This window comes from Nostoc linckia z4, from assembly GCF_002608075.1.
GTDB classification, from domain to species: domain Bacteria; phylum Cyanobacteriota; class Cyanobacteriia; order Cyanobacteriales; family Nostocaceae; genus Nostoc; species Nostoc linckia.
Genome location: NZ_LAHA01000052.1, coordinates 43007 through 65613, shown reverse-complemented (window position 1 = coordinate 65613; position 22607 = coordinate 43007). Strand labels below are relative to the sequence as shown.

The following is a 22607-nucleotide window of genomic DNA, read 5'->3' as shown; positions in this document are numbered from 1 at the left end:
GGTATAAAAAAGCACTCATATCTATTTGGCGCTTGCTCTAGAAAAAAGCCACAATTGTAGGCATATTGGGCACAAACCCGAAATAAATCGATTCTTCGTATTAAAACGAATAATCGACAGGAGTCCACTGAAAACCACCAAGACTGGGGATTTATTTTTATGGATGTCCCTTGGTGCTACCGCGCCCTTTGGGCAAAGCTAGGGTCGGAGATTTTTAAATTGAATCTGTGCTTCTAAAAAAATTTTTTACAAACCCCAAAAATCCGGGCAATGTAAAGGAAGAGTAATTAGCGTAAATTGTGATGGGTACTTGTATCTGTATTCAGACAGTAAAACATAAACACTGTTTGTCAACTGTCTAATACATAAATTTATACTTGGCAAGTATGTCGTTTTATTGTATAAACCCGCTTTGTGAGCAACGTCAAAATCCTGACAATACTCAAACATGTCTGTCTTGTGGTACTCCACTGCTGATCAATAACCGTATTCGACTGCTCAAACCATTGAGAGAGCTTACTTATGACCCGCAGAGCTACTTTGAAGTTTTTGAAGTAGATGACGCTGGTATCAAATGGCATCCGGTTTGTAAGCGAAGAGTTATGAAAGTTCTTAAATGGAATTCCAGTCGGCTTCGTGAGTTAATTGAGCGGGAATTTCGTGCTTTACGATTAATCCAACATCCAAATATTCCTCAGTGTGATGTTGAGGACTTTTTCAGTTTTGCACCTAATAATAGTCCTCTGGAACTACGTTGCTTAGTGATGGATAAAATTGAAGGCCAAAACTTAGAAGAATGGATAAAGGAGAATGAAGCTATTTCGCAAGCTCAAGCATTAGAATGGCTACGTCAATTAGTTGAAATACTTGATGTAGTACACCATAGTGAATTTTTTCATAGAGATATTAAACCTGCTAATATAATTCTTCAGCCAAATGGGCAGTTGGCATTAATTGATTTCGGAACTGTGCGACGAATGAGTGACACTTATTTAACAAAAGTTAGTGCAAGTGGAGGAACTAATACGAGAGTAGGAAAATACGAAATTACAACTGTCGTCTCCTTTTATTACACACCACTAGAACAAATTCATGGCAAGGCAGTACCTCAGTCAGACTTTTACGCTTTAGGGCGGACTTTTGTACGTCTAGTTACTGGTATTTCATTGGTAGATTTACCAACAGATCGCAAAACAGGAAATTTACTATGGAGAAATAAAGCAAAGCAGATTGACAAGCCTTTTGCTGATTTTCTCGATGAATTAATGGCTTCCGTGCCAGGGCAACGTCCAACAACTACTGAAGTTATCCTACAAAGATTAAAAATATTACCTCAGCAAAATAAAATTTATAGAATAACAAGGTCTAAAACGTTCAGAGCCAGTGCAGTAATTGGGTTTATGATTTTGACAGTCTTTGTAACTTTCAAAGTATTATTACCACTAAGAGCTAAATATTTAGTGTCTCAAGGTGAGAAGGCTGAAGCAGCAAATAATTTTCAGACTGCAAAAGAGTTTTTTGATTCAGCAATAAAAATTAATCCTCAAGCCAAGTACGCTATTTCCAAATTTTATTTTGAAAAAGGGCTTCGCAGTATTAATAGCCTCGAATTAGCTAAAAGATACTATGAATTAGCAATTAAATATAATAATAAAAATATAGAATCATATAATAATTTAGGTATTGTATGTAAACAATTACAAAATGATAAATGTGTAATTGATAGCTATGAAAAAGCTTTTCAGCTAACCTATAATAATTGGAAAGGGCATTATGGGTTGGGGACTTACTACGATGAACAAATGAAATATGATTTAGCAGAGCAACAATACCAGTTAGCCATAAAAATTAATAATCAAGCGATAATTGCTATTAATAACTTATCTAGAGTAAAAATCCTACAAGGTGATTATGATACAGCAATTTCTCTTGCCCAAGAAGGATTACAAAAAACTACAAATCCTAGATGGCAAGCAGCTTTGTACAAAAATTTGGGTTGGGCAAAATTTGAGCAGAAGAAATATAGCGAGGCGGAACAATATTTAGAGAAATCAAAAAAATTAGATATCCAAAGAACGGCTACCCACTGTTTGCTGGCACAAGTGCAGGGAATTTTAGGTGATTTTGATAATTCCTGGCTTTCTTGGGAAGCCTGCTTACTAACTGAATCTAGAGAACCAGAGGTTTTCAGCTGGCGAGCCGAGATAATAGAAAAGATTAGACAGAAGGCTCCTAATTTAATTCAAGATTAAGCTTATTGTAATTAATAGTGTCTTAACAGTAAAAAATTATTATTAAATTTCAAAAACCTTGTTAAACACTTTCTTTTATATCTCCAATTTCTGTATGCTATTAAGTTACATATAGCTAGATAAATACTTTTAATGCTAAGTACGCACAGACAAAAGAAGAAAATTGAGAGAAAAGTCAGTATCTCCAAAATTCTAGTAGTTGCATCTATGATACTTTTTCTAGGTTGGAGTAATGCGTGGGGTCAGGCAAAGCCAGAAGTAAAACGTAGGTGTAACGTTATTGGTCGAGTTACTAGTGTGGGCGATCTTCGTTGGCGAGTGAATAACTTGTTGTGTTCTGGAGATCGTATTACTCCAATGAAGGGACGAACAGTTAATACTTTATGCTACTTGAACGGAGAATTTCTAGATTTTAAACAAAGTAGGATTTTCGATGCTAAAGATAAATGTAGCCTCCCGCGCAATAGAGTAAGATTATGTACTGGATTGAACCCAAGTGGATGTGACAGTATTAAGGGCCCAACAAATGTACCAATGCTAATTAGTCCTTATGGCAGTTCAATGTTGAGTACTAGACCTATAATTTCTTGGTACGCCGTTTCTAGGGCTACAAGTTACACAGTTATTGTTAGTGGTTACGAATTTTACTGGGAAACAACGGTGGATAAAACTGTCACCACACTGCCCTACCCAAAACAACAAAACCAATTGCAGTTTGGCAATACCTACAAATTTACTGTGCTTGCAAACGTCGGTGATACTCCTATTAGTTCTTCTGAAACGTTGGTAGTTAGTGTTTTGCCTCAAGAAGAGCAAAATGCTATTTTACAAAAGGTGAAGCAAGTCAATGAATTAGCCCTATCTCCAGATGAAGCTGCTATTTCGGATCTAGATGCTATATATATGTCTAGATATCTTTTGAATGAAACGATTGAGACATTGAAAGCAAGAGTAAGAGCAGGAAGTCAAAACCCCACTATCTACCGATTATTAGCAGATCGGTATTTAGAAGCATGGTTACCAAGGGAGGCACTTCGTGAATATAGAAAAGCAGCACAACTGGCAAAAAGTACTAATAATTTAGATGAATTAGCTCGCATACAAGAAGGTTTAAAAATAGTAGAAAATTATAACCAACCGCCAACTAGCACGAACCCAGCCCAAAAATAAGGGTCAGTGTATTGAGGATTAGCTGATAAACTCAATTGTGCCTGACGTAGTGCCTCTGCTTTACTTAAACCATTTTTCAACTGCTCGTAGAATTCTTGCATGAGAATAGCCGTAGAGCCTTCATCTACCAACCATAAGCTAGCGATTACGCTCTCTGCGCCAGCTTGTGCTGCCACTCCAGCGATTCCTAAAGTTGAGCGCTTATTGCCCTTAGCTGTTTGGCAAGCACTTAGAACTAATAATTCGATTGCATTCTTATTAGACTGAAATCTACCTTTGAGCAAGCTATCAAACTCTAATATGTTAATGGCTTTGTCATAAGCTAAAAATACAGTCTTATCAGAGCTTGAGCTAAATTGTCCATGAGTGCTAATATGAACAATTGGAAAATCATTTTTACTTAATTCTTTTTGAAACTGTAGGCTAGTAAATTTTTCGTTTAGCAGTACAGTTGAAGAATTTGTTTCTTTCTTAATATCAGCTACTTCTACTGCTACTTTTGGCAGCGCTCTCAAACCTTTTGGAGCATTTTTATCATTGAAACTAGGACTTTCTTTGCTGAGTCCTGCAATTAAAGCTATTAATTGCTTTTTAGATGAAGATTTAGATGGTTGAACTTTAGAACCTAAAGTTTCTGTAATATTGTATTGATTGACTAAATAGTTATTTCCATCGTGTAGTAATGCCATCGGTAAACTTTGGAAAGAAGTATCCAAAGCAAACACTAGTGTTCCTGATGAGGATAAATGTGTTTTAATAGGTGCAATCAGTAAGTTATAAAGTTTTTGAGAATGTCTAATAATATCAAATTCGCTCCTAGATGAAAATCTAGGAGACTGCAAAATACTTAGCAGATTATTGATAGGGTTTTTAATTAATTTAGCGTCTACAGAGTTATGGTGAAGAGAACGGTCAGGAGATTGTACAATTACTTCTATAGTGTTGCCTATATCAATAATATGAATGATTGTGGCAGTACTAGGTAACTTCTGAAAGCTACTCAACGCTACAAGGTCAAGCTTACCGCACCCAAGAAAATTTTCCAATTCTGCTATTTGTAATTGTTCGTTCATCTGAATTACTAACTCTAGATCCGGTTTAGAAAATGAGAGCAGCAATCGCATATATTCCCGATAAACAGGTTCTACTTTCTCATAAAATGAAAACTGTAAATCTGCATTACTTGCTAAAAGATTATCGCGAACTTGCGTCAGGTTATTAATTGCAGCACTGTAAGCTTTAAGAGCTTTGTCATACTTTCCTTGTTTGTAGTACTCTAAACCCAATTCGTGCTGCCATTCATAAGCGATATCAAATGCCTGAATTGATTGAGCTAAAGTCATCGCTTCTTCGAGATAATAGAGCGAACGCTCTGGTTGTTTTTCTAATTTGCCCAGTGTGCCGAAAGCATTCGACATTAGTCGTTGGTTCTTAGTACTTTTTGCCATTTGTAAAGCTGATTCTGCATATTGGAGGGCTACTGAATGTAATTGCTCATCTGAAATTTGATTGAGGCTATTGGCAAAGTTTAGCTTGCTGTAAATAGATTGACTAGTAGGTAATTCAGAGAATGCAGGAGCATTTTCCAGTATATTATTTACTGAAGGCTGAATCTGTTGATTGATTTGAGTTTGAATTCCAGCTAACTGTGTATTGCCTGAATTTGATTCTGCCATTAACCACTTTTGAAAGTCTAACAGTAAGCTTAAACGCTGTAGTTGCGCTTGGAGTCTGATTGCGATTGGTGCGGTTGGAATATTAATCAATGACTGGTAATCATTGAGCAATTTGAGTGCTTGTTTTTGAATAAAATTAAAAGTTTCTTTTTGAAAAACTGGTTCTTCTATCCAACTATATTTATCCCGTGCCTGTTGATAAAGAGATTTTCCAGTATTATTGAGCGATAGCAAAATTGCACTAATATCAAAATTATCCAATTGTTGAGCAATTGATAACGTTTTTCTTAAAACTAATTCTGATTGAGATAATTTACCTAACTGGCGCAATACATTCCCTAAGTTTTGTAATCCTAGTAGGTGTACGGGTATGGGGTTCAACTTGTTAATTTCTGCATCAAGTAGTCTTTTCGTAGAATTAGCAGGCTCAAGAAGCGAGGTGGCACAGATTTCAGTATCGAATTTCAAAGCTCTGACAACTATCTTACAAGCTCTCAGATGTAAACCCATAGCTTGTAGAGCTACGTTCTGATTGATTAAGGTTCCTGTGATTCCCTCTGTATCTTTAAGATGTTCATAAAGTTTTGTAGCTTGCTGCCAAGTCTCAAAAGCTTCTGCTGTTTGACCGAGATCCAGCTGCCTTTGACCCTTGTGGTTGAGTACTTCAGCTTGGCGCTGTTGGGTTTGTTTACTTACTTGCTCAGCTAGAATCATACATGGCTGGCTTATGGCTATTGTTAACGCTAGAATGCCTAGTAAGAGGTATTTGAAAAAATATCGAAAATGAATCATTGCTATTGCTAGTAAAACTTTAAAAACAAAGAGCCGTAGATTAATTGCGATCGCTCTTATATTTATGCCGTGTCGATCTCAATTCCTCCTGATTTCTGTAACAGATGATACTTTTGCTGTAGAGGGTTGCTCCTGACATTTAGAAGCAGAGACTTGGGCGTAGGGGTTTGGTGGATTGGCTTGTGCGGTTAAGACCACATTTCCGTTAGCATTCAATATCCAACCTTGGGCTTCTACAATTTCTATGGGTTCTTTAGTTGTTAATGGGTTTAATTGTTCGGAATTATCAATAGATTCAAGCCAAACAGAATTTTTTTGCCAAGTAGAACTGTTATCTAACTGGTTGTCAAAATTAGCTGGCACTCCCCCAGTACCACTATTGACAAAGCTACTCGCTACTCCATCAGAATCACCCTGGCATACTGATGCTACCTCTGGTGTTTTTGCGAGATCTTGTGGTTGTACTTTCAATGTACTCAGATTCCCGTTTTGGAAGTTAATCTGCACCGTGCCGTCGATTCCTAGCTCCGAGCTAGTGGTAATTTGTGTGTCGGGGGAAACAAATAATCCTTTGGTATTGATGCGGATGTTGCCGCCCCGCCCCCGGTATGCGTTCGCTGTAATCGCGCTGTTGTTTGAGGCACTCAGGATGCCTGTAGCGATGCGGATGTTGCCGCCGTTGCCAGAGGTGCCGGCTGTACCGGCTGTTGCCGAAATCGTGCCGGAGCGCAGTTGTAGTAGTTTTGATTTGATGTCGATGTCGCCACCTTCCCCAATCGCTGTGGTTGCTGTGATGCCCCCGGTGTTGGTAATGCTGATTCTGTCGGCGTTGATTTGAAGCGTGCCGGCGTTACCGGGGCCTTCGTTTCTGACGGTAACTTGGGCGCCGTCTGTAATATTCAAATACGGAGTATCAAGCGTTATGCTTCCTGCCTTCCCGGTGGGAGTTGGTGGTACTTCATAAGCTATTTGTAGAGTTTCATTCACAATTGGTGCTGATGATGCAACAGTACTAAAACTCAATGAATCTGAAGATGTCCCTAAAACTTTTATTGAATTAACAGTTTTAATAGTAATATTTCCGGCATCACCTGAAGATAATGTGCTTGTAGTTACGCTTGCCCCATCAAGGACAAACAAGTTAAAGGAATTAATAGTTAAATCTCCAGCATAACCACTTCCGTAGGTAGCAGAATTAATTGCTGAATTAGTTTTAAAAGAGGGCAACTGGCCTATTATTTTTATATTCCCATTCGCATTTAATGATACGTTGCCACTATTACCGCTAGCAAAAGTAATGGAACCGATATTACTCCCATTTTGTAGAAGTATATTTTCGGCTGTTATATCTAGTTTTCCAGCATTTCCAGAAGAGAGAGCAGCAGTAGCTATTACTCCATAATTTTCAATTAAATTACCTATTTTTCCAGTGATATTTCCACCAGAGCCAGAACTATAGGTGAAAGTATTAATACCAGCAGAGCCGTTAAAACTAGAATCTGGTTCTCCAGTCCCAATAAGTTCTAATAAATCAGTGTTGATAATGATATTTCCGCTTGAACCATTACTAAAAGTAGCAGTAGCTATTTGCGATTGCTCAAAGTAAGTTTTGTTGGAATTAATAATAATATTTGTACCGGAATTTCTCCCAAAATTTACAGAAAAAATTCCAGTAGCATCCTGTTCTGGTTGAAAGTTTTTTAGGATAAAATACTCAGATGCATTAATAGAAACGTTGCCATTTTGACGCGAACCATAGTCTTGATTAAGTAACACAGAACCATCTAATATTCTCACTTCGCGTCCCTGAAGGTTTATAGTATTTTTTCCTACTCCTTGATTATTACCAGCATAAATTAAAGCACTGTCTGATAATTGGATATCTTGAAAAGCTGAATTTTTATCATAAATAAAAGATAACAGATTATTTTCAAAATTAATATTGACTTCTCCGGAATTAATACTTCCTAATTCAATTCTCCCATTCTTGCTGCTAATAATTCCTCCTTCTAAAAAAATATTTCCTCCTATCAAAGCCAGAGTATGATCGGCTTTCACTTGTAAAGCATTAGAAAATATCTCGTAGTTAAGGGGAGAGTAATAATCATTTGCTTTTAGAGTATGACCTGTATTTCTAACAGTAATTGTTCCCTGATTTTTATTAAATTGTAGTCCCACAGGTACGCTAATAGTTAACAGTGGTTTAATTTGACTATTTTTAGCAATAAACTGAAATCCGTCAGCAAATCTAATGGTGTTCGCTGTACTACCTACAAATGAGCCACCAATATCTAAGCGTGCATTTTGCCCAAATACAATTCCATTTGGATTTATCAAAAACAAGTTGGCTGTACCATTAACACGGATTAGTCCATTAATATTAGAAACTGATGTTCCAGTAACTCGACTAATAATGTTTTGAGTATCTAGAGGATTATTGAAATAGGCAGTAATATCTATGGGAACAGAAAAATTCTCAAAACTATGGAATAAATTGTCTCCTGTTTTAGTGCCTCCTTCAATAACTATAGTGTTGTCATCTAGCCTTGTAGTACTATTCTCTAATAAAGTTTTATCTGGAGTTATTTCAGCGTTTGACAAACAGATACTTGAATAATAAAAACAAGTTGAAATTGTAAATGTTTTGAAGAGAAAATAACTTTGTTCTTTCATTTTAATATTGAGATTTTGCTCCAAAGTAACTTGAAATCAAATTAAACATATGTAGTAAGTGCTTCTCACATTATGATTCTTGTAAATATAAGCAACATAGTTAAAATTTTACGTATTGATAATACTGATTTATCTTTATATCCTGCTAGGTAAAAATATAGACATTGTAAAATGTTCCTATAGCTCAAATACAACTATAGGGTTAAGAAAAATTTATTTCTATTTTGTATTTAAAGCAGATTAGTTCCTAAATCTAGTATTGGATCTCCTAATGGGCGCTTATTAGCGGCAAACTCTAACAAAATACCGTTGGGATCGAAGAAATAGAATGAAGAAATGAAATCTGCATTTGATATTGGAGTAGCTTGTATACCTTTAGCTATTAAATTTTCTCTATATTGTTCTAACTTTTCTAGTGGTACATTAAATGCTACATGGTTCATAGAAGCGTGCGCTGTAGCAATATTTCCCGTTAAGTGAGCATCTGGATTCATAGACGCAATACCCGGAGCTGCTTTAGGCGCATTTGGAAACCAGAAAAAAGCTAAAGTGCCACCATTGCCAATATCAAAGAAGAAATGCTTTCCATCATTTGGCATTTCCATGACTTTGAGCAAAGAAAGTCCCAGAGTATTACTGTAAAAATCTACAGTAGTTGCTACATCTTTACAGACCAATGCAAGATGGTTAATGTTTTGTAATTGAAATTCTTTCATTGCTTAATCACTTAATAATTTGATATTTGACTATTAGCGTATAACTGGGGTTGAGACGAAAGCAAACAAAAAGCCAAAATAGCTCAAGTTTTGAACCAATTAATTCAATAACGAAGTCTTGGGATGAGAGAAACCAATCTTTTAAAGAGCATAAACTAGATAAATCTATAAAGTTAGTTTATAAGCGATAAAGACTACTGGATTTTGCGCCCTTCACGAAATTCTCTATCCGAACAAAAATACATTGTAGAGTTTGATAACAGAAGTTTCTAGAAAAGTTCTTGATTTTGACCCGGAAGTTAACGATTTGGTCATGCAAAATATACCTGATTGATGTCCTGATTTTGCTGTCATCTCTCCTAAGACGGGTTTTGAGTTAACGAACACTTAAACTGCGATCGCCCTAGCCCCACCCCAACACCAGCTGTGCTTCACACGACATCCCACAGCAGCACACACGAGTGTCGAAAGTATTTTTTGACATTTTTGGGAGAAAAACTGCTGTGAGAGTTACTGGATAAGGATAAAAACTGGTTACAAAATTCTCAAATCTCAGTAAAATACTCAAACAAATCAGTAGCTTAATTTAGCTAGTACTGAGACATATATGTAATATGTGCGTTAATTAATGCAACTATCTCAAGATAGATTATTAATCACAAAACCCATCAACTCGTAAATCGCGCCAAATGTCAGAAACCTGCCATCCAGTGTTACCAACGGATTGTAGAACAGGATAATTTTGCGCCGATGCTTGGTAAGCCGGGTATTCTGTGGTAGAGGTTTCGGCTTCTGGTAATGGCTGCTGTTCGATAGGTACGTCGGCAACGGCGGGTTCTACTGGAGGAAGTTGTTCTGGTACGAGTGGTACTTCTGTTACTGGCTGTGGAACGACAGATTTTTTGAGAGCGCGGAACTCCGGTTTCTTAATGATAGGTTTCATAATCATCCTGGCGTAAAAGCTTGAGAGCGCGAAAAAAATAAATGCAGTTAAAATTGCATGAATGCCTCATCTATTGTGAGTGATTGGGTAATGCTGGACAAGTAGTGAAAACAAGATAATCTAAACAACAATCAATACTGCTCGGTTAAGGAGAAATAGAGGTAAAACAAAGAAAATTTTGTTCGCRAATGTTTTACGCGAACAAGATGATTGGACTTACTTTTTCTCTTTGAGGCTATCGTACAAGTCCACCCAATTTTGACGAAGAGAGTCGATGCAGGAAGTTAAGTGATCGATTTGAGTTCTTCTAGCCACAGAGAGGACAGCATCAATATGAGCAGGGCTTCCAGCCTTACCCAAATGCTTATATTTGCTCAATTTGTTGGGTTGAGTTGTGGAAAAAATTGGTTTGGTAGCGTGTAATTTATAGTACCAATAAGCTTGTTTTTTTCCGCGTGCTTGGTAACGTAAAACACAACAACCAGGTGGCGCTACTTCCCCTGAAGCCTGAATTTGTTGAATGGAGAGTTGTAAGGTAGCAATGGCTTGTTGTATGAGTTCAGCTCTAGAAATAATGTCAGAATCAACCATCTGGCATTTCTCGTGCGTATGGTAATTAAGTGGGTTGCTTTGTTCGCGGATTTTTTACGCGAACAAGACCGAATTTAGTTTATATTATTTTACAGCCAAAATTAAACGTAAGTACCGTCTTGTTAATGTCACTTGTTAATTTTGAGGTTCAACAGCCCTGCATTACCCCAAGCCAATTACTTCTGGCAATGGATGAAGTAATTCCGTCTCAAACAATAACGAACGCAATTATCAGTACTTCTTCTGTTGGGCAACGACAACGAATACTTCCAACTCATGTAGTTGTGGTTTTAGTAATTGCCATGAGTTTTTGGTCATCGGACTCTATTGTATCGGTGTTCAAAAATCTGATTCATGGTTTCGCCAGTTTACGAATACCGGAATTAATACGTTTTAAAACACCAACTTCTTCATCAATTACCGAAGCACGGCAACGAACCGGAGCATCTGTAATGACTCGTTTGTTTGAGATGGTTGCAAAGCCATTAGCAACAGTTTTAACGCCAGATGCCTTTCTGGGAGGATTAAGAATAATGGCTGTAGATGGGACAGTAATGGACATTCCTGAGACTCAAGAAAATGCCAGAGTATTTGGTTATCCTGGTTCTCGCCCTGGGACATATCCGGCATTCCCGAAAGCCAGATTAGTTTTTTTGGTAGAAGCGGGTACTCATTTAATTACCGATGCATTCATTAGTCCTTATCGAATTGGTGAAAGGAAAGGAGCTTTAAAATTATTACGAAGTGTTAGTGACGGGATGTTGCTGATGTGGGATAGGGGACTACATTCATTCAAGATGGTTAATGCCGCAATTAAACAAAAATGCCATATTCTTGGACGTGTACCAGCCCACGTTAAATTCGAGGTCGTTCAAACTTTTGATGATGGTTCTTATAAGTCGTGGATTGCTCCTGATGGTAAGTCTCTAAAGTTAGGTGCAACCCGAATTCCTGTCCGCGTAATAGAATATACTGTTGAAGAGAACGGTACAGAAAAAGTTTATCGTCTGATTACCGATTTAATGGATATTTCGATTTTTCCGGCTTTGCTTTTAGCGACTGAGTATCACCAGCGCTGGGAAGCAGAGAATACTTTGGATGAATTAAAAGTCCATCTTTTAGGGCGAAAAACTCCTATTCGCTCTAAAAATCCTCGTGAAGTAGTACAAGAAATCTATGGTTGGTTACTAGGACATTATTGCATACGTTGTTTAATGTTTCAAAGTGCTGAAAAAGTAGGATTGTCTCCGCTACGTCTAAGCTTTACTGGCAGCCTTAGAGTGATTAGACGTGCTATCCCTTTGTTCCAGATTGCAGTAGAAATATTCCCAGATATTAATGTATTTTTTAGTTGGTTAATTTCGGAAATAAAAGATTTAAAAATTCCACCACCACAGCACAGAACTAATCCCAGAGTCGTCAAGAAAACTCGCTCAAAATTTCCGAGTAAAAAACGATGTCATAGAAATAATGGCACTCCTCGACAACTATTATCCTTTCAAATTTTTAGTCAAGCAAGTTGAATACATCTATTATTTGGGCGATACCGTAAATTGTTCATTCTGAATTTATAATTCAACAGGTTAAAAATCTTCTCAGCAATTGACAATTAAATTTTTCGAGAGTGCCTTCAGGTACAAGCAACGTTTTTAGCTGTTTTTGTTCTCGTAAGACACACGCGAACAAATTATGATTTATTCCACTATCTATTTTCCCTTAACCGAGCAGTATTGGAACTGGTCATCTATTATTTGGGCGATACCGTAAATTGTTCATTCTGAATTTATAATTCAACAGGTTAAAAATCTTCTCAGCAATTGACAATTAAATTTTTCGAGAGTGCCTTCAGGTACAAGCAACGTTTTTAGCTGTTTTTGTTCTCGTAAGACACACGCGAACAAATTATGATTTATTCCACTATCTATTTTCCCTTAACCGAGCAGTATTGCAATGGTACTAACTCTTATGTCTGAGTTTTGGAATCCTGGCTTGTTGCGATCGCTTTTCTAGTTATCTAGACATTAGTATCAAATCATACTTGTGTAAATGAGATTCATTCCATTTAATTTCCGATACTACCTAGTATGTTTTGACTATTTAGAAACGATCGAACAAAATTTTTAGTAATTTTTAATACTCGTAATACTAATTGACTGACTTTTTTACTTAGCCTTACAAGGAAAAACAGTTTTTGGTATGGAGTTATTTGTGCAATAATATTTAATGTAACTTAATATTTTGCAATATTTAGAGTGTTAGCACTGTACAGTTCGTAACGCTAATCACTAATAGAATTTTCTATATGGTGGTTAGTGGTTCTTGCCATGACTATATTTGAGGAATTTTTACTTGAATGCTAGGCGGAGTAAAAGCGTGATCCAGTTAAAGCAATCACTCAATTATCAAAGAAAGCTAACCTTTTTCCTAAAAAAGAAATCTAATTTTAGAGGGCTTTTTATTGCTCTTTTCATTATTAGTTTATGGGCTATCAGTTTAATTTTCTTACTTTTAGTTGATATCTATAAATTAAATTTTTGGATGTTCTGTGTCTTAATTCCTTGGCAAACATTTTTATATACTGGATTATTTATTACTTCCCATGATGCCATGCATGGCGTAGTTTTTCCTAAAAGTTCTAAAATAAATCATTTAATTGGTAGATTGAGCCTATGTTTTTATGGGCTTTTACCATACGATAAACTATTAGCAAAACATTGGTCACATCACCGTAATCCAGCTAGTCAAATAGACCCTGATTTTCATGATGGAAAACACAAAAGTTTCCTTGCTTGGTATTTCTATTTCATGAAAAATTACTGGAGTTGGGGACAAATAATTGCCATTACTTTCAGTTATCAATTTGTAAATCGTATACTCCAGATACCCCATGAAAATTTAATTTTGTTTTGGGTACTTCCCTCACTTTTAAGTTCATTGCAGTTATTTTATTTCGGGACTTTTATACCCCATAGCCAACCAATTAGGGGTTATGTTCAACCACATTGTGCCCAAACTATTGAGTGTCCAGTTTGGTTGTCGTTTCTTACCTGTTATCATTTCGGTTACCACAAAGAACATCACGAAAATCCTCATCTTCCTTGGTGGAAATTACCAGAAATTTATAAAAAGGGAAAGTTGTTGACGGTTGACGGTTGACGGTTCAATAATATTATGTCCGCATAATTAATTATGATTCCCATAGCCATCATTGTAGAGACGTTGCAATGCAACGTCTCTAATGCAATTCAGACCATTACGAATTAGTAATTAATTGTTTGGGTTGGCTGAGACTGCGGAAATAAAGACCGCCTACGGTTATCCAAAAAAGTAGATAACCCACAGCTTGGAGTAGATACAATTTTTGGGTGTAACCAAATAAGGTTTTGAGCAAAATACCGGGGAATTTTCGGTCAGGTAATATTGTTGAGAAATCCCAAACTTGGGGGCCTAAAACACAAGATGTATTTCCTTGTCCGCAAATACCCAAGACTTCTGGGTTGATTTGGCTAAAAGCAATGGCCGCAGCATCAATATGGCGCAGAACAGAAATTACTAACCCGGAGACAATTAGCAGCAGTAACACACCCATCACCTGGAAAAATCGGCTTAAATTAATTCGGATGCTCCATTTAAATAGCAGCATACCGATGATAACAGCGATCGCTAATCCTCCCATTGCACCCAAAACAGGCGTCAAACCTTCTTGGAATTTAGCAACGATAAACAAAGCTGTTTCTAAACCTTCGCGAAACACAGCAATAAAAATTAAACTAAAAATTGCCCAACCGGCGCTATCAGTTCCCCCCAAAGCACTTTTAACAGAACCTTCAATTTCAGCTTTGAGAAATCGCGCTTGTCGTGTCATCCAAATTAGCATCCAACTGAGCATGGCGATGGCGATTACACCCAACCCCACCTCAAAAAGTTGCTTGAACACAGGTGCATAAAGCTGCTTAGATGTCTGCAATCCTTGTAATCCCACATGAATTAGCAAACCAAATACAAAACTCGCCAAGATACCGATGAAAACACCAAAGTAAACCCAACGCTGTAATTTTTGTTGTTGAGCTTGCTGTAAACACGCGAAGACGATTCCCACAACCAAAGCGGCTTCAACGCCTTCCCTTAAGGTGATAAAAAAAGTTGGTAAAGCAGCACTCCAATTCATAGAACTTTAATAGATAATTTCACTAACAGAGATTTAGCGAGAGATTTTGAGTATACTTGCTGATTTTTCAACAACCTCTCATAACCTTCTGCCAAAGCTATGCTAACAGCGATCGCACTCAAGTCATCAATGAACTTTTACGTCAGCCGTCGTTTAACTTCCTCTGCTAAATTTTCCAATAAAACTTCCACTTGTTGACCTGTTTTCAAATCTTTCAGAGAAGATTTATTTGCTGCTGCTTCCTCAGAACCAATAATTACACAAAATTGAATTCCTTGTTTATCTGCTAATTGAAATTGTTTTCCCAAAGGACGCTTATCAAAGTTAGTGATAACATTAATTCCCGCTTGACGCAGTTGTTGGGAAACTTTTAGATAAGTCGGCATTAAATCATCTTGCATATTCACCACCATCACCTGTGCGGGTGTAGCAGCTAAGGTACTGAGAATACCTGCTTTTAACAATCGACTAATTAAGCGAGTTAAGCCAATGGAAATGCCGACACCAGGCATTTTTTCACCTAAAAATACTCCCACTAATTCTTCATATCTACCACCAGAACAAATACTACCCAAGGCTTCATGTCCCAATAAAGTTGTTTCGTAAACTGTACCAGTATAGTAATCAAGCCCACGGGCAATGGATAAATCAATACAAAAACGATTTTCGGCAACTCCGAGATTACGCACCCCTGTAATTACTGTTTCTAATTCGGTAACACCTAAAGCCAACTGTTCGCTTTCTGGAAGATTGTTTGCTAAGTGTTTGAGTTTATCTAATACTTCATCAACTGAGCCATCTATTTTAATAAACTCAATGATTTTTTCAGCTTGGTCTGTGGTAATTCCTTCTTTTTCTAAATCCTGTTTGACTTTAGTTTCACCAATTTTTTCTAAAGTATCAACAACACTGATACAAGATTTAATTTGGTTTTCGGCAATTCCCACTGATTTAAAGAAACCTGTCAGAACCTTACGGTTATTGATGCGGATAAGAAAATCACCAATGTTAATTGCTTCAAATATTTCAGTAATAATTGCAGGCATTTGAGCATCATAAAGTAAGCTCAGTTCCCGACGGGCAACTACATCAATATCGCATTGGCGGAACTGGCGAAAACGCCCATCTTTTGCTCTTTCTCCGCGAAAAACTACATCCATTTGGTAGCGGGCAAAAGGAAAGGTTAATTCATTAAGGTGACGAGCAATGTAAGCTGCTAATGGCACTGTTTGGTCAAACTTTAATGCCCTTGCTTCTGAACCAGTTTCGCCGGATTTATCTTTTTCGGCTTGGCGATTTGGTGGCAATATGGGGTCAATTCCATAAATGATATTGTCGCCTTGGTTTCCTTTAGCTTGTAGGACTTCTAAACGTTCTACTGCTGGGGTTTCAATGGGTGTAAATCCATAGCTTTCATAAACTCTACGGATGGTATCTAATAAATATAATTCTAGGCGCTTTTCGCTAGGTAAAAATTCTGGGAAACCGCTAGGAGTAGAAAAGTTTATTTTGTCACCTTTTGCCATATACGATTTTGGATTTTAGATTTTAGATTTTGGATTGGCATAACACACCCTACGAAAGAATGTCGCTTACTTAAGCAAAAGTAGCTGCCCAGATCCCCGACTTCTTGAAAAAGTCGGGGATCTAAATCTCAGGTTAAGTAAGGGACATTCAACTCTACGAAACTTCTAAATTCTGAGTTCTGAATTCTGAATTCTGACTTCTGAATTCTGCTTTATTTTACCCGTTGTTCTTGAATGAGAGTGCGTTGAAATATTTGACCATTTTTAAACCAATGCCAAGTACGGGCGCGATTGTTATTATCAGGACTAATGTAAATCATTTCATATAAGCTCATATCTGGGTTTGTCTTATAAGCAAACCACAAAATTACAATGGAATTGTCAGCTTCCCAGGCTTTGCCGTCAATGCGATCGGTGTCAAACCACAGTTTATTATCTTTATAGATTCCGGGAAATTCGTATTCTTCTTTTTTTCCGTCAGCCCATTTATAGCGATTAATTTGGTAGTAAGGATGAGGGCCGTTTTCTGGAAATTGACATGTTAAATGAGATTCGTAGCTATCAATGATTTTTCCAGCTGTATCTATTAATGTATAAGTGCCTATCCAATCTCCTTCGTGACGGGCAAGCACGGGCATTGCTTCTTTGATATTAGACATGGCTATTCACCTTTTATTGTTCTAACATTTTGAAAAATCGAGTAAAGTAGTCTGGAAAAGTTTTTGCTGTACAACCTGGGTCTTTAATTACAATCCCTGGAACTTTTAAGCCTGTGACAGCAAATGCCATTGCCATGCGATGATCGTGATAAGTTTCAATGGCTGCCGGTGTAATGGGGCCTGGTTCAATCTTCAGTCTATCGGCAAATTCTTCAACCCGGACTCCCAGACGACGCAATTCGGTAACTACGGCGTGAATGCGGTCAGTTTCTTTGTAGCGAATATGTTCGACATTGCGAATGGTAACAGGTGAGGAGGCAAAGGGAGCGATCGCTCCTAAAGTTTGCACCAAATCTGAGATATCATTCATGTCAATATCGATACCTTGTAATTGATCTGGCCCTGTAACTTCCGTATAATCATCACCTTCACGTACCTGGCAACCCATCTGTTCTAAGACGTTGAGCCAAAGAATATCACCTTGACAAGATTGTTTAGTCAAATATTTTACCCGCACTCGTCCACCAGTGACGGCGGCGGCGGCAAAAAAGTAAGAAGCATTTGACGCATCTGGTTCTATTGTGTAATGTCGAGGCTGGTAACGCTGGCCTGCTTTAATTTGGAATTGATTTTCGCTGATTTCATCTACCTGTACGCCAAAATCCGCCATCAACTTACAAGTCATTTTCACGTAAGATTGAGAAACCAATGTTCCTTCAACTTCAATAATGGTGTCTTGTTGGGCGTAAGGCGCAATCATTAATAAAGCCGAAAGTTGCTGACTTGTTTGATTAGCTTTTAAGCGAAAATGTCCCCCAGAAAATTGCCCACCGTAAATGGTGTAAGGCATAAAATCAGCATTGCCTTGGAAGTTGACACTTATACCACTACTTTGTAAGACCTTTAGTAAATCGCCCATCGGTCGTTCTCGCATCCGGGGAACGCCATCTAAACGATATTCGCCATTACCCAGTGCTACCAATGCCGAAATAAACCTGGCTGCTGTACCTGCTAAACCCACAAATAAGTCTGCCTGCTTGGCGGGAATTTCGCCTCCCTTTCCTGCTATTTGAATTTGAGCCTGGTCAGGATTTAGGGTTATGGGGATGCCTAATTGCTCTAAACATTTAGCAAAATAATTGCTGTCTTCACTAAATAAAGCATTTTCTAAAATCGAGTCACCTTGCGCCAAGGCTGCGACAAGTAATGCCCGATTAGTAATACTTTTAGAACCAGGAATCTCCACCGTGGCATCTATTGGGCGATTCAGAGCAGGGATGGCAATAGTATCCACTTTAAACCTCAGTGCAGGCGATCGGCTACAACTTAATTATGTTCGCATATTATTGGGAACTGGGGTATTGGGCATTGGGCATTGGGCATTGGGACTGGGAAATGGGGAAGGTTATCAAAAACTGATACGAAGCATAACGAATTTGGTTTGTAGCACTTGCCTCTGGGTTTTTCAGGAGAAACTCAAGGTTGAAAGCGGAGGTGTTGAAGCGATTTTACTTGAGCAATGGTTTCAAAGTTGCGATCGCGGAAGACGACTATCCAAACTGATGTATCAATCAGCAGCATGACGAGTCTCGCGCAGAGCTTTGTGGTCAAAGTCTGGGGCAAACTGAATTTGTCCAGCGAGGTCAAAAAGGTTTTTCTTGCGGTGCGATGCTTTAGAGGAGTCACTTCGTGAACGTACAAGTTCTTGCAGAGCAAAATTCACTAGTTCTTCTTGGGTAGTGAAGTTAGTAAGTTGTAAGGCTTCGCTAAGGAGAGATTCATCGAGGTTAAGGGTAATTTGCATAGGTATGAGTTGAGATAAACACAATATTCTGCTCACATTTTAATCCGATAGACCACCGACTCACCTCAGGGCATAAAGTTACTCTAAGTAGGGCGTGATATCATGTCCGCTAAATTACTTACGATATGTCATTGCGAGCGCAACGAAGTGGAGCAAAGCAATCACAAGGCCTCTGCCATCGCCAGTTGACTGTTTTATTGTCCACGCTCTGGCTTGCAATCTGCAAAACCCAACGCCTCTGTGTCGAGAAAACTTGCGATTCTCTTTCAGAGACACTACGTGAACGCCATCTCAATAACTGCTTCGATTGGATATTCAATTTCAGTAGCACGAGCAATTAGAGCGGCGCGAATTCGTTCAGGTAAGCATCCTAAAATAACTTCGGCATCATTGGGGGAAAGTTGCTCTTGGAGATTGGCTTGCATCGCTTTACTATCTTTCGGTTGGAATTTGGACGTTGTAAGGAGGTTCGGTGGCTCTTGTTTAGATATCCTCTTTATCTTCAATCGCCCGTTGCTCATATTCTGTAATGATGCTTTGAATGTCATCTGCGGCAATATCGACTTGTTCAGATTTTGCATAAACAGTCAGCAAAATAATTCCCGTTGCTGTCTTGACGTAGTAAATCAGACGATAGCCACCGCTTTTACCTTTTTGAATGTCACTATTTCGGACTCTTAACTTAAAGAGCGCATAACCAACCCCAGGTATTTTATCTCCTAGCAACTCTCCCTGCTCAAGTTGTTCGATGACGGGTTGTATATCATTCCGAATACTCCGATACTTCTTGGCAAGAGCGCGTAGATTTCGGTTGAACGTTGGCGAAGCTTCAACTTGAATGAAAGGCCGATCAGTCATTTTCAAGCCCTTCCCAAAGTTGAGCCACCGGGATAGTTTGCCCAGTCATGGCTTCATGCCAAGCTTGGCGGAAATCTGCTAAGACTTCTGCTTGAGATTGATCGTTCAGAACTTCCTCTTCTGAAATTAGAATAATAACTTCTACGCGACTGTTTTTATCTGTTATGAGAGGATGATCTAAGGTTAGTTGTCCTTGCTCATTAATCGTTGCCATGACTTTAACTGCTTTCATTGCTACTCCAAAATGTTAAGTAGTAGTGGTTAAGTTAATTCCTAACGCTTCAAGTTGCTGATTGATCCAAGCCGTTGCTGTCGCTTCATCGGTTTCCATCGCTCTTTATACTCCTGTTTTAGCAATTTCTAGCAGTTGCTTGGATTGCTCCCGTGCTTTGCGAGATTCTCTGACCTTTTCTGTGATTTTTTTACGAGTAGATTCTTTGGGTAGAGTGATTGGAATCTTCAATAAATCCTCAGTTGAGATTGCTGGGTACATACTGGCAGTCGTATGAAGATCCAGAATTTCGCAGACAATAGGCGATCGCAAATAAACTAGTAAAACTTCTGGCTCAATTTTGGTTGGTTTGAGAACAGCAAAACCAGACGAGCAAATGTGGTTATTTTGCTCGGATTGAATTAAGGCTGAAAATCTGCGGATAGGGCGAACTGTTTGTAATTTGAGTCTTTGAGGATATCGGCTAGGTTCATCAGGCGCTAGAGAATCTACATAAATGCTTAGTCAGTTATAGAGTGTAACGCTATTCTAGAAATCGACTTATAGGTTTTTTTAATACTTTTAACTTTTTTTTGCGTGACATCAATGCACATCTTTTACTAAACTTATCTTTCTAAGTAGATAGTCATGATTAAATCTAAGATGTCATTGCGTTCGCGTAGCGTCTCGTAGAGAGCGAAGCGAAGCAATCCCAGAGACTTTGCGATTGCTTCGCTTCGTTCGCAATGACAGAACATATTATATTTATTTATGTCCATCTACTTAGTGCGTCTCAAAAACTTGTGTTGTTGACCAACGGACTTGTGTTGTTGACCAACGGACTTGTGTTGTTGACCAAAGGACTTGTATTGTTGACCAACGGACTTGTGTTGTTAACCAACGGACTTGTGTTGTTGACCAACAAACTTGTGTTGTTGACCAACAAACTTGTGTTGTTGACCAAAGGACTTGTGTTGTTGACTAAAGGACTTGTGTTGTGAACTAAAACTATCAAAATTCTTCCAGGTGCTTTGGTTAGCGTAGACGAAACTTTGCCAGAGATGATCGCCTCTGGTAAAACAGATATTTTGAACAGGATGAAATGCAGTCTCCATGCCCCATGCCCAATGCCCAATGCCCTATTCCCCACTCCCAAACCACCACGGGTCATTACTGGCATTGGTTTTAATCAAATAAGCTTTTTTCCGCGTAAACCGCTTTATTGCTGCTGCACCCATGCGCGAACCTCCAAGTCCAGAGAATTTAAAGGCGTTTTTCTCTCCTTCGTGCATAATGGCGGTGAGTGCAGCATCGTTAATACTGATAGCACCTGCATCTATATACTGGGCAACTTCTAAGGCTTCTGCCTCTGATTCAGCAAATACCGCCGCACTCAGTCCATACATGGAGTCGTTTGCTAAAGATATTGCTTGTTCAACTGTGGCAAAAGGCATAATTGGCATTAGAGGGCCGAAAGTTTCTTCAGTCATTACTTTCATGGAATGATTGACCTGAGTCAGCACTGTGGGACGACACCACCAACCACCACCCAAGTCTTCAATAACGCCACCGCAGTGAATTACTGCTCCTTTTTCCACTGCGTCTAAAAGATGGTCGCTAATAATGACTGCTTGTCTTTCGGCTATGATGGGGCCAATTTCTCCATTTTCAAGGGTGGGATAAGCTAACTTCAGGCGAGAAGCTTTAGCTATTAGTAGATGGTAAAACTTTTCAAATATTGATTCTGCAACGTAAACTCGTTCAATTGATAAGCATGATTGTCCGGTATTGACCACCGAACCCCACAATATAGCTGAGGTTGCTAAGTCTAAGTTGGCTGATTCTAAAACGATCGCTGGATCTTTTCCACCTAATTCCAAAAAAGCTGGAATAAATTGTTTAGCAGCTGCTTGGCCTACTTTTTTTCCTGTGGCAACGCTACCTGTAAAGCATATCAAATCTACATTTTCAATTAAACCAGCCCCGGTTTCCCCTGCTCCTTCAACAAAAGTTAAAATATGGCGCAATTTGGGCACAGCGTTGAGTGCTCTAATCAGTGGTGCTACGAAGCGGGGAGCAATTTCACTCGGTTTGACAATAACGGCACAACCCGCCAACAATGCGGGAATGGTATCAATAGTAGACAGTAATAAGGGAAAGTTCCACGGGCTAATAACGCCAACTAAAGGATAAGGTACTGATGCTTGTTGTAAAGCGATAAAAGGAATTGCTGTGTTTTTTGCAGATTCTTGCAGCAACTCTGGGGCTAGCCTACACCAACGGTCAATGCTAGAGAGAAAAGAATCGATTTCTAATATTGAAGTTGATAATCTGCCAGTATCATTTACCAAAGCTTCCGTTAAGCGATCGCGTGTAGATAGTATCGCTTCCTTCCACTGTTGTAAAGCTTCAATTCTCCCCTCAATACCCAATTGTTGCCAATGAACCTGCGCCCGACGCATACGCTTACATTTCTGCACCAGTAACCTGGGAGGCGGCGGAATAATTACGTAATCATATTTGCCAGTTCGGGGGTTGCGGACTTCTATTGGTTTTGTCATTAGTTAG

General features: G+C 38.5%; 20 protein-coding genes and 1 pseudogene. 6 read left to right on the top strand and 15 right to left on the bottom strand.

The window, feature by feature from the left end; translation table 11 throughout:
• The first annotated feature begins 386 nt into the window (after positions 1-386).
• Both VF06_RS29425 and VF06_RS29420 read left to right on the top strand, forming a co-directional pair.
• The gene (locus VF06_RS29425; protein ID WP_099071488.1) at positions 387-2252 is read left to right on the top strand and encodes a serine/threonine-protein kinase; all 1866 of its coding nucleotides are present in this window, start codon (positions 387-389) and stop codon (positions 2250-2252) included.
• A 207-nt stretch (positions 2253-2459) separates the two neighbouring features.
• On the top strand, positions 2460-3422 hold the full coding sequence (locus VF06_RS29420) for a tetratricopeptide repeat protein (protein WP_099071487.1): 963 nt from the start codon (positions 2460-2462) through the stop codon (positions 3420-3422).
• On the opposite strand, the gene VF06_RS29415 is transcribed toward VF06_RS29420, so the two are convergent.
• The 5 genes from VF06_RS29415 to VF06_RS29395 all read right to left on the bottom strand — a co-directional run bounded on the left by VF06_RS29415 (position 3380) and on the right by VF06_RS29395 (position 10813).
• Complete coding sequence (locus tag VF06_RS29415) at positions 3380-5812, bottom strand: CHAT domain-containing protein (protein ID WP_244918231.1); 2433 nt, start codon at positions 5810-5812, stop codon at positions 3380-3382. The genes VF06_RS29420 and VF06_RS29415 overlap by 43 nt on opposite strands.
• Positions 5813-5968: 156 nt before the next feature.
• Positions 5969-8491: a two-partner secretion domain-containing protein gene (locus tag VF06_RS29410; RefSeq protein WP_180267437.1), complete on the bottom strand. Its 2523-nt coding sequence runs from the start codon at positions 8489-8491 to the stop codon at positions 5969-5971.
• 302 nt (positions 8492-8793) lie between these two features.
• Positions 8794-9279, bottom strand: a complete 486-nt coding sequence (locus VF06_RS29405; RefSeq protein ID WP_099071484.1) for a VOC family protein — start codon at positions 9277-9279, stop codon at positions 8794-8796.
• Between the two features lie 652 nt (positions 9280-9931).
• Complete coding sequence (locus tag VF06_RS29400) at positions 9932-10222, bottom strand: hypothetical protein (protein WP_099071483.1); 291 nt, start codon at positions 10220-10222, stop codon at positions 9932-9934.
• A 216-nt stretch (positions 10223-10438) separates the two neighbouring features.
• Positions 10439-10813, bottom strand: a complete 375-nt coding sequence (locus VF06_RS29395) for a hypothetical protein (RefSeq protein WP_099070261.1) — start codon at positions 10811-10813, stop codon at positions 10439-10441.
• Between the two features lie 125 nt (positions 10814-10938).
• Between VF06_RS29395 and VF06_RS29390 the strand changes: the two genes are divergently transcribed.
• Complete coding sequence (locus tag VF06_RS29390) at positions 10939-12336, top strand: IS4 family transposase (RefSeq protein WP_244918195.1); 1398 nt, start codon at positions 10939-10941, stop codon at positions 12334-12336.
• Positions 12337-13186: 850 nt separating this feature from the next.
• Positions 13187-13969 carry a beta-carotene ketolase CrtW gene (crtW, locus tag VF06_RS29385; protein WP_099071766.1) on the top strand — a complete coding sequence of 261 codons (783 nt, stop codon included), beginning with the start codon at positions 13187-13189 and terminating at the stop codon, positions 13967-13969.
• A 97-nt stretch (positions 13970-14066) separates the two neighbouring features.
• Here crtW and VF06_RS29380 read toward each other — a convergent pair whose 3' ends face one another.
• From VF06_RS29380 to aroA, 4 genes are all read right to left on the bottom strand, one after another.
• Positions 14067-14981 carry an FTR1 family iron permease gene (locus VF06_RS29380; protein WP_099071767.1) on the bottom strand — a complete coding sequence of 305 codons (915 nt, stop codon included), beginning with the start codon at positions 14979-14981 and terminating at the stop codon, positions 14067-14069.
• A 137-nt stretch (positions 14982-15118) separates the two neighbouring features.
• Entirely contained in the window at positions 15119-16507 is a 1389-nt protein-coding gene (gene hisS, locus VF06_RS29375) for a histidine--tRNA ligase (RefSeq protein WP_099071768.1), read from the bottom strand.
• A gap of 212 nt (positions 16508-16719) precedes the next feature.
• Positions 16720-17166 (bottom strand): DUF3598 family protein, encoded by a 447-nt coding sequence (locus VF06_RS29370; protein WP_099071769.1) that lies wholly within the window; start codon positions 17164-17166, stop codon positions 16720-16722.
• Between the two features lie 13 nt (positions 17167-17179).
• Positions 17180-18460 carry a 3-phosphoshikimate 1-carboxyvinyltransferase gene (gene aroA / locus VF06_RS29365; RefSeq protein WP_099071770.1) on the bottom strand — a complete coding sequence of 427 codons (1281 nt, stop codon included), beginning with the start codon at positions 18458-18460 and terminating at the stop codon, positions 17180-17182.
• On the opposite strand from aroA, the gene VF06_RS41435 reads away from it, so the two are divergent.
• Positions 18444-18749 carry a hypothetical protein gene (locus VF06_RS41435; protein WP_099071771.1) on the top strand — a complete coding sequence of 102 codons (306 nt, stop codon included), beginning with the start codon at positions 18444-18446 and terminating at the stop codon, positions 18747-18749. The two genes, aroA and VF06_RS41435, sit on opposite strands and share 17 nt — an antisense overlap.
• On the opposite strand, the gene VF06_RS29355 is transcribed toward VF06_RS41435, so the two are convergent.
• From VF06_RS29355 to VF06_RS43010, 5 genes and pseudogenes are all read right to left on the bottom strand, one after another.
• Positions 18734-18970, bottom strand: coding sequence for a type II toxin-antitoxin system VapB family antitoxin (locus VF06_RS29355; protein ID WP_099071772.1), 237 nt, complete (start codon positions 18968-18970; stop codon positions 18734-18736). The two genes, VF06_RS41435 and VF06_RS29355, sit on opposite strands and share 16 nt — an antisense overlap.
• A gap of 194 nt (positions 18971-19164) precedes the next feature.
• Positions 19165-19395: pseudogene (locus VF06_RS43415) on the bottom strand (hypothetical protein).
• Positions 19396-19453: 58 nt separating this feature from the next.
• Positions 19454-19828, bottom strand: a complete 375-nt coding sequence (locus VF06_RS29345) for a type II toxin-antitoxin system RelE family toxin (RefSeq protein WP_099071773.1) — start codon at positions 19826-19828, stop codon at positions 19454-19456.
• Positions 19821-20060: a type II toxin-antitoxin system RelN family antitoxin gene (locus tag VF06_RS29340; protein ID WP_099071774.1), complete on the bottom strand. Its 240-nt coding sequence runs from the start codon at positions 20058-20060 to the stop codon at positions 19821-19823. Before VF06_RS29340 ends, VF06_RS29345 begins: the two co-directional genes overlap by 8 nt.
• Before the next feature lie 105 nt (positions 20061-20165).
• Positions 20166-20321 (bottom strand): restriction endonuclease subunit S domain-containing protein, encoded by a 156-nt coding sequence (locus VF06_RS43010; protein WP_244918103.1) that lies wholly within the window; start codon positions 20319-20321, stop codon positions 20166-20168.
• Between the two features lie 464 nt (positions 20322-20785).
• Here VF06_RS43010 and VF06_RS42195 point away from each other — a divergent pair, with 464 nt between their 5' ends.
• The gene (locus VF06_RS42195) at positions 20786-21040 is read left to right on the top strand and encodes a hypothetical protein (RefSeq protein ID WP_099076835.1); all 255 of its coding nucleotides are present in this window, start codon (positions 20786-20788) and stop codon (positions 21038-21040) included.
• A gap of 138 nt (positions 21041-21178) precedes the next feature.
• On the opposite strand, the gene VF06_RS29325 is transcribed toward VF06_RS42195, so the two are convergent.
• Positions 21179-22600 (bottom strand): aldehyde dehydrogenase family protein, encoded by a 1422-nt coding sequence (locus VF06_RS29325; RefSeq protein ID WP_099071776.1) that lies wholly within the window; start codon positions 22598-22600, stop codon positions 21179-21181.
• Between the last annotated feature and the right edge of the window lie 7 nt (positions 22601-22607).